Origin of the sequence: Mesorhizobium sp. M7A.F.Ca.AU.001.01.1.1, from assembly GCF_004022735.1 — a bacterium.
GTDB lineage: Bacteria > Pseudomonadota > Alphaproteobacteria > Rhizobiales > Rhizobiaceae > Mesorhizobium > Mesorhizobium ciceri.
In genome coordinates this window covers 1-15,065 of record NZ_RZPF01000050.1, presented here as the reverse complement: position 1 = coordinate 15,065, position 15,065 = coordinate 1, and the positions used below count along the sequence as shown (strand labels likewise).

Below are 15,065 nucleotides of genomic sequence, written 5' to 3'. Positions count from 1 at the left end.
ATCTCAAGGACCTGCGCGAAAACCCCGCCTGGCTGCCGATGTTCGTGCTGGCGCGCACAATGCCTGGACGCCGCATGCATTGGCTGGGCGCAAAACGCGCCCGCCCGGTCGCCAATGCCGGGGATACGATGTTTGCCGGTGTCGAACGGGGAGCGGTCGTCGATGCGTTGCGCTCCGACGGGCTGTTCTCAGGCTTGGTCCTGCCGCCTGATATCCATGAAGAGATCGCCGACTTCGCCGGGCGCACGCCTTGCTTCGGCAATTTCGACCGCCGTCTCGAATTCATGCCGGGGGAACATGCCGAGGCCGAGAAACGCCTTGGCCGCTCGCTGCTCAGCGGGCATTTTTTCGAGCGCATCCTCGACTGCCCGGCGGCGCTTGCCATCCAGCGCGATCCGCTGCTTCTGGATATTGCCGCGCACTATCTCGGCGGCCAGGCAAAACTGATCACGACGCGCGTCTGGTGGAGTTTTCTAACCGGTGCCGCTTCGGATGCCGACAAGAACCTCGCCTCGCTCGGCAAGTATCATTTCGACCTCGATGATTGGCGCATGCTGAAATTCTTCTTCTACCTCAAGCCGGTCGACGCCGACACCGGTCCGCATGTCTATGTCAGGGGCAGCCACAAGCGCCGCAGCCTCAAGCACCAGCTCACGCTTCTGGTTGGCCACCCCGCGCAACAGGTCCTGGATGTCTATGGCGAGCAGAGCCCGGTGACGCTGACCGGCGAGGCCGGTCTCGGTTTCGTCGAGGACCCTTTTGGCTTCCATATGGGCACCGTGCCGGCACGCACGCCCCGACTGATGATGGAAGTCGGCTTCGGCGTCTCGCCGCCGTCGCGCCGGCGGTTTCATGGCGAGCCGGTCATCCGCTGAGAGCGACGCTTGCCTCGGCTTTACGGAGCTGATTTGCCGCGCCGCAAATGCTCGTCCAGGCGCGGCATGATCTCGACGAAGTTGCACGGCATATGCCGGTAGTCGAGCTGTGCCTTCAGGATGCCGTCCCACGCGTCCTTGCAGGCGCCTGGCGAACCCGGCAGCACGAAGACGAAGGTGGCGTTGACGACGCCGCCGGTCGCCCGGCTCTGGATCGTCGAGGTGCCGATCTTGTCGTAGGAGATCCGGTGGAACACTTCCGAAAAGCCATCCATGCGCTTTTCGAAGATCGGCTCCAGCGCGTCCGGCGTCACGTCACGGCCGGTGAAACCGGTGCCGCCGGTGGTGATGACGACATCGATATTCTTGTCCCGCGACCACGCCAGAACCGTGTCGCGGATTTTTTCCCGATCGTCGGTGACGATATCGCGGGCCGCCAGCATATGGCCGGCCTCGGTGATGCGGTCGGCCAGCGTCTGGCCGGATTTGTCGTCGGCGAGGCTGCGCGTATCTGAAACGGTCAGCACCGCGATGCGCACGGGAATGAAGGAGCGGCTCTCGTCAATTCTGGCCATCAGATACCTCCGATGCGATGCTGCGCGTCGCCGCGACGAACCAGTCGGGCTGGCGGCCGCGGATTTCGGCGGCGGCGCGCTTGGCGACATTGCCGGTCTCGAACAGGCCGAAGCAGGTGGCGCCGGACCCGGACATCCGTGAAAAACCGGATCCGGCCTTGTTCAGCCAGGAAAGCGCCCTGCCGATAGCCGGCTGCATCGCCAGCGCGGCGGGCTCGAGGTCGTTGCGGGTGATCTCCAGCCAGTTGCGCAGGCTATGAAAATCGATGCTGCGCGGCAGCGGCGGCAAGGCCTCATTGTCGCGCCGGGAAAGCGCCGCAAAGACGTCCGCCGTCGAGACCGGGGTGCCCGGATTGACCAGCACCAGGCCAAGCGCCGAAAAATCCGGCACCATCGACAGTTCATCTCCGATGCCGCGCGCGACCAGAGGTCTGGCCGCCAGGCACATCGGCACATCGGCGCCGAGCGAGAGGCCGATCCGCGCCAGCTCTGCGCCGTCTATATCCAGGCCCCATGTCTCCACCAGCCCGCGCAGCACGGTCGCCGCGTCGCTCGAACCGCCGCCGACGCCGGAGGCGACCGGCAGGTTCTTTTCCAGCCGGATAGCGACCGGCGGTGTTCTCTCGTGCCCGACCGCCTGTCGCAGGGCATCGCGCGCCCTAGGCACCAGATTGCTGGCGTCGAGAGGAACCGCCGGGGCGTAGCGGCCGGACACGGTAAATTCATCGCTGTCGGCAGGCGCGATTTCGACCCTGTCGCCAAACCGCGTGAACACCGCCAGGCTCTCGATCAGATGATAGCCGTCAGGGCGCCTGCCGGTGACATGCAGCGCAAGATTGATCTTGGCGTGCGCGTGCCAGCTACGCGACCCGATGTCGGTGTCCACAATGGTCTGCGAAATGGTGCTCAGTCCTTGGCCAGCCGGTACTCGCCGGTCTTCGGATCCTTGACCAAAGTGCCCATCGCGCCGTTGGCCGTCTGCTTTTCGGTACGCCGCACCTTGGCGGTCACGCGTTCGGCTTCGCGGATGAAGGTGCGGTAGCCGAAATAGGCGGCGACGCCAACGACGGTGAAGAAAATGATCTGCGGCATACCAAAACTCCTCCCACGCTGGGCCGGCGAAGGTGGCCGGTCGGGTCGGTTAAGCTCTCATGCTAGACGCTTTTGCCGGGTTTTCAAAGCTCGAAGCGAGACCACAATGCGCGCTCTTCCGCCGCATCGATCAGGCCGCTGGCGGCAGCGCCTGCGATCTCGGGCGCTGAAAAGCCCTTGCTTGAGCCAAACAGGCCGAAGCGGCTGAGGAAACCGCGCGGTGTCGTGATCAGCCTGAGCTGGGTTTTCGCCCCGAAACGGGTCTTGAGCACCGTGCGCATGTCGCCGAGCGCATCGACCAGGCCGAGTTCAAGGCCCTTGATGCCGGTCCAGAACAGGCCGGTGAACAGGTCCGGGTCGTCTTTCAGTTTCGCGCCGCGCCGCTCCTTGACGAGGTCGATGAACGTGCCGTGCACCTCGAGCTGCAGCGCCTTCAGCCGCTCGACATCTTCCTTTTTCTCGGGCTTGAACGGGTCGAGCACCGCCTTGTTCTGGCCGGCGGTGTGGACGCGTCGCTCGATGCCGATCTTCTTCATCAGTTCCGGGAAGCCGAACGAAGCCGAGACCACGCCGATCGACCCGACGATGGAGGATGGGTCGGCGAAGATCTCATCACCGGCAACCGCGATCATGTAGCCACCCGACGCCGCCACGTCTTCGACGAAGACCAGTACCTTTCTGTTCTTTTCCGTGGCCAGGTCACGGATGCGCTTGAAGATCAGCCGCGACTGCACCGGCGAGCCGCCGGGCGAATTGATCGAGATGGCGACTGCCGGGGCGTCGTAGGAAAACGCCTTCTCAATGAGGCCAGCGGTGGAGGCCAGCGACAGGCTCGGCCGGAACTGGCCACCGCCTGCCATGATGGTGCCGTGCAGCCGGATGACCGGAATTGTGACGACGGTGGAGCGCCAGGATTTCGGCAGCAGGCGGTTGATAAGGCGTTTCACGAGGGCGCGGTCTCCGGTCGATAGGTTGCAGGCATGTAGGGATTTCCCGGCCAACGGCAATGTGGCCAGGCAGAATAGCTCAATCTCCAAACAGCGAGGCGAGGCCGTTGGTAATCATTTCGCTGCGCTCGTCAGGGCCGTTGCCTGATTGCGCGTGCAGCATCAGGGGCGGGCGGATGGCAAGCTTTCCCCGTGCCCCGAGCGCTGCCCGCACAACGATGCGGATTGCCGCGGCGTCTGGGCGAGGGTGGACGGCGAGCATTTCGGCATCGCCGAAGCGCCCTGCGATCGCATCGAGAATGGCGCCGAGCTGTTCGGGGCGGGCGATCACGGCAAGCCCGCCGCGCGGCCTGACCACCGCCGCCGCACTGCGGATCCAGCTCTCGAACACCCCGTCCTCCATGACATGGGCCTCTTTTCTGAGGCGATCGGGGGAGGCGCGGTCCCGGGGAGCGTTGAAGGGCGGGTTCATGATGACGAAGTCGAAATCATTGTCGGCGAGGCCGGCGGCCGCCCGCGCCCGGCCCGATACGGTGACATCGGCGACCAGCACGGAGGCGCGATCGCTCAGATGGGCATTGCCGGGATGGGCAAGGGTGGCTGCCGCGAAGGCCGCCATTTCCGGCGCGCGTTCGACAAGCACCGCCTCAGCGGCCGGGCAGCGCGACAGCACCGCCAGGCCGGCGGCCCCGGCACCGGCACCGAAATCGGCGAGACGACCGGCAAGAGAGGACGGCACGGAGGCCGCCAGCATCATCGCATCCATGCCGGCGCGATGACCGCCTTGCTTGGGCTGCACCAGCCAGAACCGGCCGCGATGGAAAGCGTCGACCGTATGGGCCGGCGTGTCCGGGACAAGGGCGGCGGGCGCGGCGGACATTATTTTCCGCGGATTTCGTTGGCGATGCCGGCATCCCTGAGGATGCGCCGTGCCGCGTCGGCCTGGTCGGCGTCGACCATGACGCGCTTCTGCAAAAGACCGATCGACCCTTCGAGAATGCTCATATTCTGGTCGGCGACAAAGCAGGCAATGCCGGCGTCGCGCATCAGCGATTCGACAAAGGAAATGATCACGGCATCGTTGGTGCGGACTAGTTCTATCATCGTATGAAACTCGCAGTTTGCGCTATTGATGTAAACGGGCAGGGGATTCCGGGGCAGAGCCGTTCCCTTGGGGTCGTTGACATTCTGTCGCCGCCGCCGCGCCAATTCGCCACTTGCCGTGCCCATGTCCGCCGCCCTAGAGTCCATACAGGGACTAAGGGTGCCGTCGCACGCTCTATACCAAGACGGGAGTGATTGTCGTGGGTGTCGTTCTCAACATCGAAAACGGGAAGCGGGAGCCCGCCTCCATCAAGGATCTGATCGATCTGACTGCCGCCGATATGGGGCGCGTCAATGAATTGATCCTGTCCAAGGCCGGCTCCGACGTCGAGATGATCCCGGAGGTCGCCAACCATCTGATCTCGTCCGGCGGCAAACGGCTGCGGCCGATGCTGACGCTGGCCGCAGCCCAGATGTTCGGCTATGCCGGCGAGGGCCACGTCAAGCTCGCCACCTCCGTCGAATTCATGCACACCGCGACGCTTCTGCACGACGATGTCGTCGACGAGAGCGGCATGCGCCGCGGCAAGAAGACCGCCCGCATGATCTGGGGCAACCAGGCAAGCGTGCTGGTCGGCGACTTCCTGCTCGGCCAGGCTTTCCGCATGATGGTCGATGTCGGCTCGCTCGAGGCGCTCGACATCCTGTCGAGTGCAGCCTCGATCATCGCCGAGGGCGAGGTCATGCAGCTTGCCGCCGCCAAGAACCTCGAAACCACCGAGGACGAGCATTTCGCCGTCATCAAGGCCAAGACCGCCGCACTTTTTTCGGCTGCTGCCGAGGTCGGCCCGGTCATCGCCCAGGCGACGCGCAACGATCGTGCGGCGCTGCGCTCCTATGGCATGAATCTCGGCCTGGCCTTCCAGCTGATCGACGACGCGCTGGACTATGGCGGCACCAGCAAGGATCTCGGCAAGAACGTCGGCGACGATTTCCGCGAGGGCAAGGTGACGCTTCCGGTCATTCTCGCCTATCGGCGCGGCACCAAGGCCGAGCGCACCTTCTGGAAGCGCGCCATCGAGGACAATGTCGCCGATGACGCCGGCCTGGAAAAGGCGACCGGCCTGATGACCCGCCACGGCGCCATTGCCGACACGATCGGACGCGCGCGCCATTTCGGCGAGATTGCCCGCGACGCGCTGGCGCCGCTCGAAGCGACGCCGCAGAAATCGGCGCTGATCGACGTCATCGATTTCTGCATCAGCCGGGTCAACTAAAGGCTGGACTTTCGCGACGCTATCTCTGGCCTGCGCTAAGAGGAAGTTTAGGAATTCGGTCCCGCCGTCTCGACAAGCCGCCCTGCCGCAAATTATCTATAAAACATGGCAAAGGGCACAGACGACACCATCGCGGTGCGCATCAGCAAGGTTCTGGCGGACCGCATCATTTCCGGTGCGATCGAGCCGGGGGCCAGGCTTCGGCAGGATCACATCGCCGAGGAATTCCAAACCAGCCATGTTCCGGTGCGCGAGGCCTTCCGCCGCCTCGAGGCGCAAGGGCTGGCCATCGGCGAACCGCGCCGCGGCGTGCGTGTCGCGTCTTTCGACCTGGGCGAGGTCAAGGAAGTCGCCGAAATGCGCGCCGCCCTTGAAGTGCTGGCGCTGCGCCACGCGGCGCCGCATCTGACATCGGCCATTCTCGATCTCGCCGAGGAGGCGTCCAAGGCTGGCGACAAGTCCCGCGATGTCCGGTCGTGGGAAGAGGCCAACCGCGCCTTCCACCGCTTGATCCTGTCGCCATGTGGCATGCCGCGCCTGCTCGCCACCATCAACGATCTGCACGCGGCAAGCGCCCGTTTCCTGTTCGCGGCATGGCGCTCGGAGTGGGAGACACGCACCGATCAGGACCATCGCGCGATCCTCGCCGCCTTGCGGCAGGGAAACACCGAATCGGCGGCCGTCACACTGGGGCGGCACGTCCAATGGATTGGCCGCAAGCCGGTCAGGACGGCTTCCGGAACGACGCGCGAAGCCTTCGCCATCGTAGGTTAGACGGCCTCCGCCAAAGCCAGGGCTTGCAATCTCCAGGGAAGTGTGGATTCGATAATAGATCGAAAACAGAAATTATCTATAATTTGAAATCGATCGAAGGAATCCCAATGACAGACGTCGCATTCTCGTCCAGCAAGCCGTCGTTCAGCCCGCTCCGGCTCCAGGATCGTTCTCTTGCCTGGCAGATTGGAGCCGTTGTGCTCGGCACCCTGTTCCTGGCGCTGTCATCCTACGTCGAAGTGCCGATGGTGCCGGTCCCGGTGACGATGCAGACCTTCGCCGTGACATTGGTCGGCGCGCTCTATGGCTGGCGGCTTGGCGCGCTCACCATCGCCGCCTGGCTGGTCGAGGGTGCGGTCGGCTTTCCCGTTCTGTCCGGAGGGGCAGCGGGTGCGGCGCATTTCGTCGGGCCGACGGCTGGCTATCTCTTCGCCTTCCCGCTTGTCGGCGCACTGGTCGGCTGGCTGGCCGAACGCGGCTGGAACGGCAAAAGGGTGATGCTTGCCTTCGTCGCCATGCTGCTTGGCAACCTTGCCTGCCTTGTGCTGGGCACAGCATGGCTTGCCGTCATGATTGGAGCCGAACAGGCCGTTACCTTCGGCTTCCTGCCGTTCATCGTCGGCGGCTTGCTCAAGTCGGCGCTGGGTGCCGCGACGCTCATGGCGCTTCGCGGCGGCAAGGCCAAGCTGGTCAATCCGTGACGATCAGGCTGCGCGCCCATCACCTCCTTTGCCTGCTCACCTATGTGGGCAAGGGATACAGCCCCGCCTTCACCGCCAATTATGATCGCGTAGCGGAGCGCCTGAGCCGGGGCGAGGACGTCCTCCTCGTTTCCGGCCCAGACGATGTCTGCGCCCCGTTGCTCGACGAGCCGGAACCGCACTGCCTCAACGAGAGCGTCGTCGAGCGGGACCGGCTCGCCGCGCAGGACGTGGAAGAATTGTTGGCACGGCCAATCCAGGTCGGCACCTGTGTTGATCTCGACACGGCGATGCTGGGCCGGATGCGGCAGGCGTTTTCGGCTGGCCTTGTACGCAAGGCCTGCGGCGGCTGCGAATGGAACGAACTGTGCAGCACGATAGCGGCCGGCGGCTACAGCGACACGCTGGTGCAACGGTCTGCCTCGCCAGGCAAGGGCTGATATTGGCCCGAGCCTTGGCGGTCGAAGCGGAGCCTCAGCGTCGAATCTGTGATATATTCGGCGCCGCGTAGGGCCATGGCCGAAATCCCAAGAGCGGAAAATTGGTGCCTGTCGCCATGATTTGTTAATCGGGTGCCCGGATTGTGAATTCGAGGCGGATTGAAGCGCGACCCCAAAAAGGCCATGCTTTGCCTGGAAAGATCGAGTCTACGCCGATCCCGCTGACGCGGAGATGGCGCCTGGCTGAAAGGGATACGATGCGGCAAGGACGTGCGCGCTGGCTGACAAGGCTGGCAATTGTGACAGGCATGGCGATCTCGGCTTTGCCGGCCTATGCCAAGCAAACCACCGAACCGGTCAAGATCACGTCGTTTTCGGGCGCCTATCTGGCAGCCCGGATCGCCGAAGGCGATAACGACCTCGACAGCGCCATCGCCTACTACAAGCAAGCATTGGCCTTCGACCCGAGCGACACCGGCCTGCAGCAGAGCCTGATGCTGTCGCTGATCGCGCAAGGGCGCTTCGACGAATCCCTGGTCTATGCCGACAAGCTCAAGGAAGTGCCTGACATCGAGCGTTTCTCTCGGCTGGCGCTCGCCGTCGATTCCTTCCACAAGAAGGATTTCACCAAGGCGCAGTACTGGCTCAAGCTGTCGCTGGAATCCGATCTCGACCGGCTGATCTCCGGGGTGATGTCCGGCTGGGCGCAGCAAGGCGCCGGCGAGCCTGCCGATGCGATGGCGTCCATCGACAAGCTGCAGGGGCCGGATTGGTTCGGCCTGTTCAAGTCGTTCCACCGCGCCCTGATCGCTGATGCATCCGGCATGCCCGAAAAGGCCGAGGCGATCTACGCCGCGACCATGCAGGATACCGCCGCCGGTGGTGCCGCTCCCGAAACCTGGATGCGCAACGCCCAGGCCTACGCCTCGTTCCTGGCCCGCAAGGGCGACAAGACCAAGGCGCTGTCGGTGCTCGATCAGGCCGAGGCGTTTTCGCCTGGCAAGCTGGAAATCGTCGCCTTGCGCGACCGAATTGCAAAAGGCGACAAGATTGCGCCCCTGGTGGCCGGCCCATCCGATGGCGCCTCCGAAATCCTGCTCGACCTCGCCACCGCGCTCAACCGTGGCGGCGGCGAGCCCTTCGTGCGCCTCTATCTGCAATATGCGCTTGCTTTGAAGCCTGATAGCGACGCTGCCCTTGTGCAACTCGCTGCCGTGTCCGAGCAATTGAAGGACGGCGAAGGCGCCATCGCGCTCTATCGCCGGATCCCCGCCGGTTCGCCGCTGAAGGAGCTTTCGGACCTGCAGCTCGGCCTCAACCTTGCCGATCTCGACCGTCACGAAGAAGCGATCACTCATCTGAAGGCTTTCGTCGACGCCCATCCCAATGACATGCGCGCCTATCTGGCGCTCGGTGGCGTCTATTCCTCGAAGGAGGATTTCCGTTCGGCCGCCACACTCTACGACAAGGCTGTCGAGGCGCTGAAGACGCCGACCGCAGCCAACTGGAACATCTTCTACCAGCGCGGCATCGCCTATGAGCGCCTGAAGGAATGGCCCAAGGCCGAGCCGAACTTCCGCAAGGCGCTGGAACTGTTCCCCGACCAGCCGCAGGTGCTGAATTATCTCGGCTATTCCTGGGTCGACATGAACATGAATCTCAAGGAAGGGCTGGCGATGATTCAAAAGGCCGTCGACCTCAGGCCGAGCGACGGTTACATCGTCGATTCGCTGGGTTGGGCCTATTTCCGCCTCGGCAGGTTCGATGACGCGGTGCGCGAAATGGAACGCGCCGTGTCGCTTAAGCCGGAAGATCCGGTTCTCAACGATCACCTCGGCGACGCCTACTGGCGCGTCGGCCGCAAGCTGGAAGCCACCTTCCAGTGGAACCAGGCTCGCGACCTGAAGCCGGATCCCGATGTGCTGGCCAACTTGCAGCAGAAGCTGATGAAGGGCCTGCCGCCGATCGAATCCAACACGGCGCAGGAGACCCCGAAGGTCAAGCCGGAGCCGGTGCCCGCCCCGAAGGGATGAAGTCAGCCATTTGAATTCAACGCAAACGGGGCTCTTTTCAGAAGTCCCGTTTTCGTTTGAACCGCGTATTCGGTTGGCTGCCTCAGAAGAGCTTGCGATAGACGACAAAGCCGGAGTGTTCGGCGACCTTGTCGTAAAGCTTCATCGCCGTGTGATTGGTCTCATGCGTCAGCCAGTATACCCGGCCTGAGCCGGCCGCCTGGGCACGCTCGTAGACGCCCTCGATCAGCGCCCGTCCGATGCCTTTGCCACGCGATGCCTGCGTGGTGAAAAGGTCCTGCAGATAGCAATTCGGCGCGATCGCCGTGGTGCTGCGATGGAAGAGATAATGCACGAGGCCGAGAAGCCGTCCCTCGCTTTCGGCCACCAGCGCGTGGACCGGCTCATAGGCATCGAAGAAACGCGACCATGTCATCTGGGTAATCTCACCCGGCAGGGCCGTTTCGCCCGAGCGGCCATAAAATGCATTGTAGCCGTCCCACAGCGGCAGCCATTGCTCGAAATCCTGTCGCGCAACGGGGCGGATGACGATCGGGCTGGGCATGGCTGAAACCTGTTGTCGTTGCTGCACAGGCGAACAGAGCGCAGGCCCGAGAGATGGGCAATGGGCCAGCTCCATAATGTCGGCGCAACCGCATCGTCGTGCTTTGCTTGACGCTTCGCCGCCGTGTCTCTAGGACGTGCCGGCAAGCTAGCCTGTGCTGTCGAGGCCACCCGTGACAATTGAAATCCCCGCCCATATGCATCCCAGCCGCTCGTTCCAGGGGCTGATCCTGACCTTGCACAACTATTGGGCGGCCTATGGCTGCGTCATCCTGCAACCCTACGACATGGAAGTCGGCGCCGGCACCTTTCATCCGGCAACGACGCTGCGCGCGCTCGGCCCGAAACGCTGGAACGCTGCCTATGTCCAGCCCTCGCGCCGCCCCAAGGACGGGCGTTATGGCGAGAACCCGAACCGGCTGCAGCATTATTACCAGTACCAGGTGATCCTGAAGCCGAACCCGCCCAACTTGCAGGAACTCTATCTCGGCTCGCTGGCGGCGATCGGCGTCGATCCGCTGCTGCACGACATCCGCTTCGTCGAGGATGATTGGGAAAGCCCGACGCTGGGCGCCTGGGGTCTCGGCTGGGAATGCTGGTGCGACGGCATGGAAGTCTCGCAGTTCACCTATTTCCAGCAGGTCTGCGGTATCGAATGCGCACCGGTGGCCGGCGAACTCACCTACGGGCTGGAGCGGCTGGCCATGTATGTGCAGGGCGTCGACAATGTCTACGACCTCAATTTCAACGGCCGGGAAGGCGCCGACAAGGTCACCTATGGCGATGTCTTCCTGCAGGCCGAGCAGGAATATTCGCGCCACAATTTCGAACACGCCAACACGGCGATGCTTCTGCGCCACTTCGAGGACGCCGAGACCGAATGCAAGGCGCTGCTCGATGCCGGCGCGCCGGCATCGAACGACAATCTGCCGATGCACCGCATGGTTTTCCCGGCCTATGATCAGTGCATCAAGGCCAGCCATGTCTTCAACCTGCTTGACGCGCGCGGCGTGATTTCGGTCACCGAACGGCAGAGCTACATCCTGCGGGTGCGCAATCTGGCGAAGGCCTGCGGTGAGGCGTTTTTGAAGACGCAGGCGGGTGGCCTGGCGGCCTGAGTCTCAGGCCCGCTTCATCATCTCGAAGGAAGCTTTGATCGGCAGTATGTTCTGGCTGCTGGCACCGTCGATTGTGCGCAATGCCTGTCGAACGCCCGGCATCGAGAAGGCACCGTGAGCCTGCGCGGTGAAGCAGGCGCCGAGTGCGAGGATCTGCAGAAGTCTGGATGCCGTTTTCATGGTCGTTGAGCCAAATGTTCCCTGCCTGAGCGTGGGTCGCTTCAGCGCTGCGTTCGGTTCATGGAAATCTTTGATCCAAGGACGGGTGGCGCGGTCTCGTCCCGACAGGATGGCCAAAATTTCTGGAAACGGGCGCAAATCGGCGATCCCCGTGCGGAAAGGGTGACAGCGGCCAGCCGAGTTGCTATGCCCCCGCCCGGACCATTTTGCCGCGTGAGCCCCATCCATGCCTGACCTGCTTCTAGAACTCCGCTCGGAAGAGATTCCCGCCCGCATGCAGCGCAAGGCGGCTGGCGATCTCAGGAAGATGCTGACTGACGGCCTGGTCGAGGCGGGGCTGACCTATGAGGCGGCGCGCGAGTACTGGACGCCGCGGCGGCTGACCCTCGACATCAGGGGTCTCACCGCGCGCTCGAAGGATATAAACGAAGAGATCAAGGGGCCTTCGACATCGGCGCCCGAACAGGCGGTCCAGGGCTTCCTGCGCAAGGCCGGACTTTCCTCGATCGCCGAGGCGCATGTCCATTCCGATCCGAAGAAGGGCGATTTTTATGTCGCCCACATTTCGAAGCCGGGCAGGGCGGCCGAACAGATCATCGCGGACCTGGTGCCTGATATCATCCGCAATTTCCCGTGGCCGAAATCGATGCGCTGGGGGCCGGCCTCGGCCAAGCCAGGTTCATTGCGCTGGGTGCGCCCGCTGCAATCGATCCTGTGCACGTTCGGCCCGGAGACAGAGGAGCCGGTCGTGGTCGATTTCGAGATCGACGGCATCCGCTCCGGCAACATCACCTATGGCCACCGCTTCCATGCGCCTGATGCGATCATGGTGCGCCGCTTCGACGACTATGTTTCCAAACTGGAAGCGGCCAAGGTCGTGCTCGATGCCGACCGCCGCAAGGAGATCATCCTTGCCGACGCCCGCAATCTCGCCTTCGCCAACGGGCTCGATCTGGTCGAGGACGAAGGGCTGCTGGAGGAGGTGTCCGGACTGGTCGAATGGCCGGTCGTGCTGATGGGCGAGTTCGAGGAGGCATTCCTTGCCATTCCAGCCGAAGTGATCCGACTGACCATCCGCGCCAACCAGAAGTGCTTTGTGACGCGGCCGCAGGGTGTCGACGACGCGCTTTCCAATCGCTTCATTCTAACCGCCAACATCGAAGCCAGGGATGGCGGCAAGGAGATCGCCCACGGCAACGGCAAGGTGGTGCGCGCCCGTCTGTCCGACGCGCTTTATTTCTGGACGACCGACCAGGGCGATTTGCCTGACCTGGCTGAGCTCGAGGCATCGGCGGAAAAATTCGGGCTTGATCTCAAGAAGCCTCTCGACCAGCGCATGGCCCGCCTCGACCATCTCGGCGTGACTTTCCACGCCAAGCTCGGCACGCAGGGCGAACGGGTGGAGCGGATCAAGCGATTGGCGGAAGAACTGGCTCCGACAGTCGGCGCCGATCCCGCACTCGCGCGCCGCGCTGCCGTCTTGGCCAAGGCAGATCTCACCACCGAAGTCGTCGGCGAGTTCCCGGAACTGCAAGGCGCCATGGGCCGCAAATATGCGCTGCTTCAGGGCGAGCATGCATCGGTCGCCGCTGCAGCGGAGGAACACTACAAGCCGCAAGGCCCGTCCGATCGCGTATCGAGCGATCCGGTTTCGATCACAGTGGCGCTTGCCGATAAGCTCGATACGCTGGTCGGTTTCTGGGCAATCGACGAAAAGCCGACTGGGTCGAAGGATCCCTATGCGCTGCGTAGAGCGGCGCTGGGTGTGGTTAGAATATTGGTCGAGCATGATATTCGACTGGCGCTGGCAGCCATCGTCGGGAAAGCGTCTGACCTTCTGTCCTTCTTCCACGACCGCCTGAAAGTCTACCTCCGCGATCAGGGCGCCCGGCACGATCTCATCGATGCCGTCATCACGCCGCAGTCCGACGACCTCTTGCAGATCGTCCGCCGCGTCGAGGCGCTCGGCGCCTTCCTCGACACCGAGGACGGCAAGAACCTGCTCGCCGGCACTAAGCGCGCGGCCAACATTCTGGCTGCCGAGGAGAAAAAGAAAACGGCGGTCGCCGAAACCGTTGAGCCGGCGCTGTTTCGCGCGGATACCGAGAAATCGCTGTTTGCGGCGGTGAACCAGGCTGAGAAGCAAGCCGGCGAAGCGATTCAAAACGATGATTTTTCCGGCGCCTTGCTGGCGCTTAGCGTGTTGCGCGAGCCGGTTGATTCATTCTTTGAGCATGTTCTTGTAAACGATGAGGATCAGGCGGTGCGTGCCAACCGCCTGGCGCTGCTCGCCCGCATCCGCACGGCCACCGGTCAGGTCGCGGATTTCTCCAGGATCGCAGGTTAAGGCGAAGAAAATATTCTCTGCTACCGGCCGTTCGAGCCGGCTTACAGTCATATGGCGATGATCTCTCCGTGGCAAAAGGGACATGTTCCCCAACCCCACGGAGGCTTCCATGAATTCCGATCACGAAATCGAAGTGACAGAAGAAACTCCCGCCGAGGCGCTTGAATCCGCTTCCGAAACCATTCTCGATCATGCCGCCGCCGCAGCGATCGAAGCCGCTGACCTGTCTGATGACGACGAAGACGGCGACGATGAAGAAGGCGAAGAGTCCACCGAAGCTGCCACGCTCTCGGATGACGACGAAGATGAAGACGAGGACGAAGACGACGCCGAGGACAGCGTGAAGGCTGAAGGCGACGAGTCCGAAGAAGAAGACGACGACAAGGAAGAAGCGGCCTGATCTTTTCAGCCGCCGAGTCTATCGATGGCAAGGCGGCGCCGAGGCGCCGCCTTTTGCTATCAGCCGTCCCCGAAGCCGACTGTCAGCCGCCCCGGCGACGGCCCGTCAGTTCTCGAGAATGCTGACGCGCACGCTGTTTTCGTAGACGTCGACCTGGATCAGCGGTTCGCCATTGACGATGGCGCGCTTGGTCGAGGAACTCATCGCGCCGCCGCGTTCCAGCATGCGCTGCAGGTCGGCGCGCTGGTCGTTGGTCCTGAACCAGCCATCAGCCTCGTCGTCGCTGTCACGGCGGTGGAATTTGTGCCAGTTGGCGCGGTCCTGCCGCACCATCTGCGCGGCATTGTCCAGCGCATAGCCGTCACTCGCCTGATGGTCGCGATCGGAAATGCGCGCGACATAGGATCCCAGCATGTCGTCGGCATGAGCCGCGACGACGCCAAGCAGTGACGCCAGCAATAGGCCTGCTCCGGTTACGATTCCAGATTTTCTCATGGCCCCCCCTTTACCCCTAGTGATGAAATCCCGTCTGCCAGAAATGCCTGGAACGGGGACTGCCTGGCAATGGTGCGCCGGGCGCCAGATCGCCGTCAAGTCACGCCATCGATGTCGGCTGTCTTTGAGCCGAGGCTACTTGGTGTAGCCGTTGGGAGGCATGCGCTGCCCTGCTGCCGGGGCCGGAGCGCTCGGCGGGGCGGGTTTGTTCTCGGCGTTCCCTG

The 15,065-nt window shown here is 63.3% G+C and carries 18 protein-coding genes; 9 read left to right on the top strand and 9 right to left on the bottom strand.

What is annotated here, in order from left to right:
- On the top strand, window positions 1-875 hold an 875-nt coding region (locus EN884_RS05380), incomplete at its 5' end, for a hypothetical protein (RefSeq protein ID WP_128360492.1).
- 20 nt (window positions 876-895) lie between these two features.
- Here EN884_RS05380 and moaB read toward each other — a convergent pair.
- From moaB to EN884_RS05350, 6 genes are all read right to left on the bottom strand, one after another.
- Window positions 896-1,450, bottom strand: coding sequence for a molybdenum cofactor biosynthesis protein B (moaB, locus tag EN884_RS05375; RefSeq protein WP_024502637.1), 555 nt, complete (start codon window positions 1,448-1,450; stop codon window positions 896-898).
- Window positions 1,437-2,336, bottom strand: a complete 900-nt coding sequence (locus tag EN884_RS05370; protein ID WP_063167651.1) for a 4-(cytidine 5'-diphospho)-2-C-methyl-D-erythritol kinase — start codon at window positions 2,334-2,336, stop codon at window positions 1,437-1,439. The genes moaB and EN884_RS05370 overlap by 14 nt, the downstream gene beginning before the upstream one ends.
- Before the next feature lie 20 nt (window positions 2,337-2,356).
- Window positions 2,357-2,542, bottom strand: a complete 186-nt coding sequence (locus EN884_RS05365; protein ID WP_027164179.1) for a membrane protein — start codon at window positions 2,540-2,542, stop codon at window positions 2,357-2,359.
- 83 nt (window positions 2,543-2,625) lie between these two features.
- Window positions 2,626-3,489: a S49 family peptidase gene (locus tag EN884_RS05360; RefSeq protein ID WP_027164178.1), complete on the bottom strand. Its 864-nt coding sequence runs from the start codon at window positions 3,487-3,489 to the stop codon at window positions 2,626-2,628.
- Between the two features lie 79 nt (window positions 3,490-3,568).
- Window positions 3,569-4,369 carry a methyltransferase gene (locus tag EN884_RS05355; RefSeq protein WP_013532832.1) on the bottom strand — a complete coding sequence of 267 codons (801 nt, stop codon included), beginning with the start codon at window positions 4,367-4,369 and terminating at the stop codon, window positions 3,569-3,571.
- Window positions 4,369-4,593 carry a DUF2007 domain-containing protein gene (locus EN884_RS05350; RefSeq protein WP_063167652.1) on the bottom strand — a complete coding sequence of 75 codons (225 nt, stop codon included), beginning with the start codon at window positions 4,591-4,593 and terminating at the stop codon, window positions 4,369-4,371. Before EN884_RS05350 ends, EN884_RS05355 begins: the two co-directional genes overlap by 1 nt.
- Before the next feature lie 200 nt (window positions 4,594-4,793).
- Between EN884_RS05350 and EN884_RS05345 the strand changes: the two genes are divergently transcribed.
- From EN884_RS05345 to EN884_RS05325, 5 genes are all read left to right on the top strand, one after another.
- A complete protein-coding gene (locus tag EN884_RS05345; RefSeq protein ID WP_013532830.1) occupies window positions 4,794-5,810 on the top strand; it encodes a polyprenyl synthetase family protein in 1,017 nt (338 codons plus the stop codon).
- Window positions 5,811-5,915: 105 nt separating this feature from the next.
- On the top strand, window positions 5,916-6,584 hold the full coding sequence (locus EN884_RS05340) for a GntR family transcriptional regulator (RefSeq protein WP_063167653.1): 669 nt from the start codon (window positions 5,916-5,918) through the stop codon (window positions 6,582-6,584).
- A gap of 107 nt (window positions 6,585-6,691) precedes the next feature.
- Window positions 6,692-7,285, top strand: coding sequence for a biotin transporter BioY (locus EN884_RS05335; protein ID WP_063167654.1), 594 nt, complete (start codon window positions 6,692-6,694; stop codon window positions 7,283-7,285).
- Complete coding sequence (locus EN884_RS05330; RefSeq protein ID WP_063167655.1) at window positions 7,282-7,725, top strand: DUF1284 domain-containing protein; 444 nt, start codon at window positions 7,282-7,284, stop codon at window positions 7,723-7,725. Before EN884_RS05335 ends, EN884_RS05330 begins: the two co-directional genes overlap by 4 nt.
- A 257-nt stretch (window positions 7,726-7,982) precedes the next feature.
- Window positions 7,983-9,758 carry a tetratricopeptide repeat protein gene (locus EN884_RS05325; protein WP_063167656.1) on the top strand — a complete coding sequence of 592 codons (1,776 nt, stop codon included), beginning with the start codon at window positions 7,983-7,985 and terminating at the stop codon, window positions 9,756-9,758.
- 82 nt (window positions 9,759-9,840) lie between these two features.
- On the opposite strand, the gene EN884_RS05320 is transcribed toward EN884_RS05325, so the two are convergent.
- Entirely contained in the window at window positions 9,841-10,302 is a 462-nt protein-coding gene (locus EN884_RS05320) for a GNAT family N-acetyltransferase (RefSeq protein ID WP_024502644.1), read from the bottom strand.
- A gap of 196 nt (window positions 10,303-10,498) precedes the next feature.
- Here EN884_RS05320 and EN884_RS05315 point away from each other — a divergent pair, with 196 nt between their 5' ends.
- Window positions 10,499-11,419 (top strand): glycine--tRNA ligase subunit alpha, encoded by a 921-nt coding sequence (locus EN884_RS05315; protein WP_174299093.1) that lies wholly within the window; start codon window positions 10,499-10,501, stop codon window positions 11,417-11,419.
- A gap of 3 nt (window positions 11,420-11,422) precedes the next feature.
- Here the strand turns inward: EN884_RS05315 and EN884_RS38540 are convergent, their stop codons facing one another.
- Complete coding sequence (locus EN884_RS38540; protein ID WP_164755492.1) at window positions 11,423-11,599, bottom strand: hypothetical protein; 177 nt, start codon at window positions 11,597-11,599, stop codon at window positions 11,423-11,425.
- A 226-nt stretch (window positions 11,600-11,825) separates the two neighbouring features.
- On the opposite strand from EN884_RS38540, the gene glyS reads away from it, so the two are divergent.
- Entirely contained in the window at window positions 11,826-13,946 is a 2,121-nt protein-coding gene (glyS, locus tag EN884_RS05310) for a glycine--tRNA ligase subunit beta (RefSeq protein WP_128360491.1), read from the top strand.
- A 109-nt stretch (window positions 13,947-14,055) separates the two neighbouring features.
- Complete coding sequence (locus tag EN884_RS05305) at window positions 14,056-14,346, top strand: hypothetical protein (RefSeq protein ID WP_063170186.1); 291 nt, start codon at window positions 14,056-14,058, stop codon at window positions 14,344-14,346.
- Window positions 14,347-14,451: 105 nt separating this feature from the next.
- Here the strand turns inward: EN884_RS05305 and EN884_RS05300 are convergent, their stop codons facing one another.
- Entirely contained in the window at window positions 14,452-14,805 is a 354-nt protein-coding gene (locus tag EN884_RS05300; protein ID WP_245265313.1) for a hypothetical protein, read from the bottom strand.
- Window positions 14,806-15,065 lie beyond the last annotated feature (260 nt).

Excerpts from the sequence above, each read along its gene's own strand:
- moaB (WP_024502637.1), bottom strand. The coding sequence starts at position 1,450 with ATGGCCAGAATTGACGAGAGCCGCTCCTTCATTCCCGTGCGCATCGCG.
- EN884_RS05365 (WP_027164179.1), bottom strand. The coding sequence starts at position 2,542 with ATGCCGCAGATCATTTTCTTCACCGTCGTTGGCGTCGCCGCCTATTTC.
- EN884_RS05355 (WP_013532832.1), bottom strand. The coding sequence starts at position 4,369 with ATGTCCGCCGCGCCCGCCGCCCTTGTCCCGGACACGCCGGCCCATACG.
- EN884_RS05350 (WP_063167652.1), bottom strand. The coding sequence starts at position 4,593 with ATGATAGAACTAGTCCGCACCAACGATGCCGTGATCATTTCCTTTGTC.
- EN884_RS05340 (WP_063167653.1), top strand. The coding sequence starts at position 5,916 with ATGGCAAAGGGCACAGACGACACCATCGCGGTGCGCATCAGCAAGGTT.
- EN884_RS05335 (WP_063167654.1), top strand. The coding sequence starts at position 6,692 with ATGACAGACGTCGCATTCTCGTCCAGCAAGCCGTCGTTCAGCCCGCTC.
- EN884_RS05325 (WP_063167656.1), top strand. The coding sequence starts at position 7,983 with ATGCGGCAAGGACGTGCGCGCTGGCTGACAAGGCTGGCAATTGTGACA.
- EN884_RS05320 (WP_024502644.1), bottom strand. The coding sequence starts at position 10,302 with ATGCCCAGCCCGATCGTCATCCGCCCCGTTGCGCGACAGGATTTCGAG.
- EN884_RS05315 (WP_174299093.1), top strand. The coding sequence starts at position 10,499 with ATGCATCCCAGCCGCTCGTTCCAGGGGCTGATCCTGACCTTGCACAAC.
- EN884_RS38540 (WP_164755492.1), bottom strand. The coding sequence starts at position 11,599 with ATGAAAACGGCATCCAGACTTCTGCAGATCCTCGCACTCGGCGCCTGC.
- glyS (WP_128360491.1), top strand. The coding sequence starts at position 11,826 with ATGCCTGACCTGCTTCTAGAACTCCGCTCGGAAGAGATTCCCGCCCGC.
- EN884_RS05305 (WP_063170186.1), top strand. The coding sequence starts at position 14,056 with ATGAATTCCGATCACGAAATCGAAGTGACAGAAGAAACTCCCGCCGAG.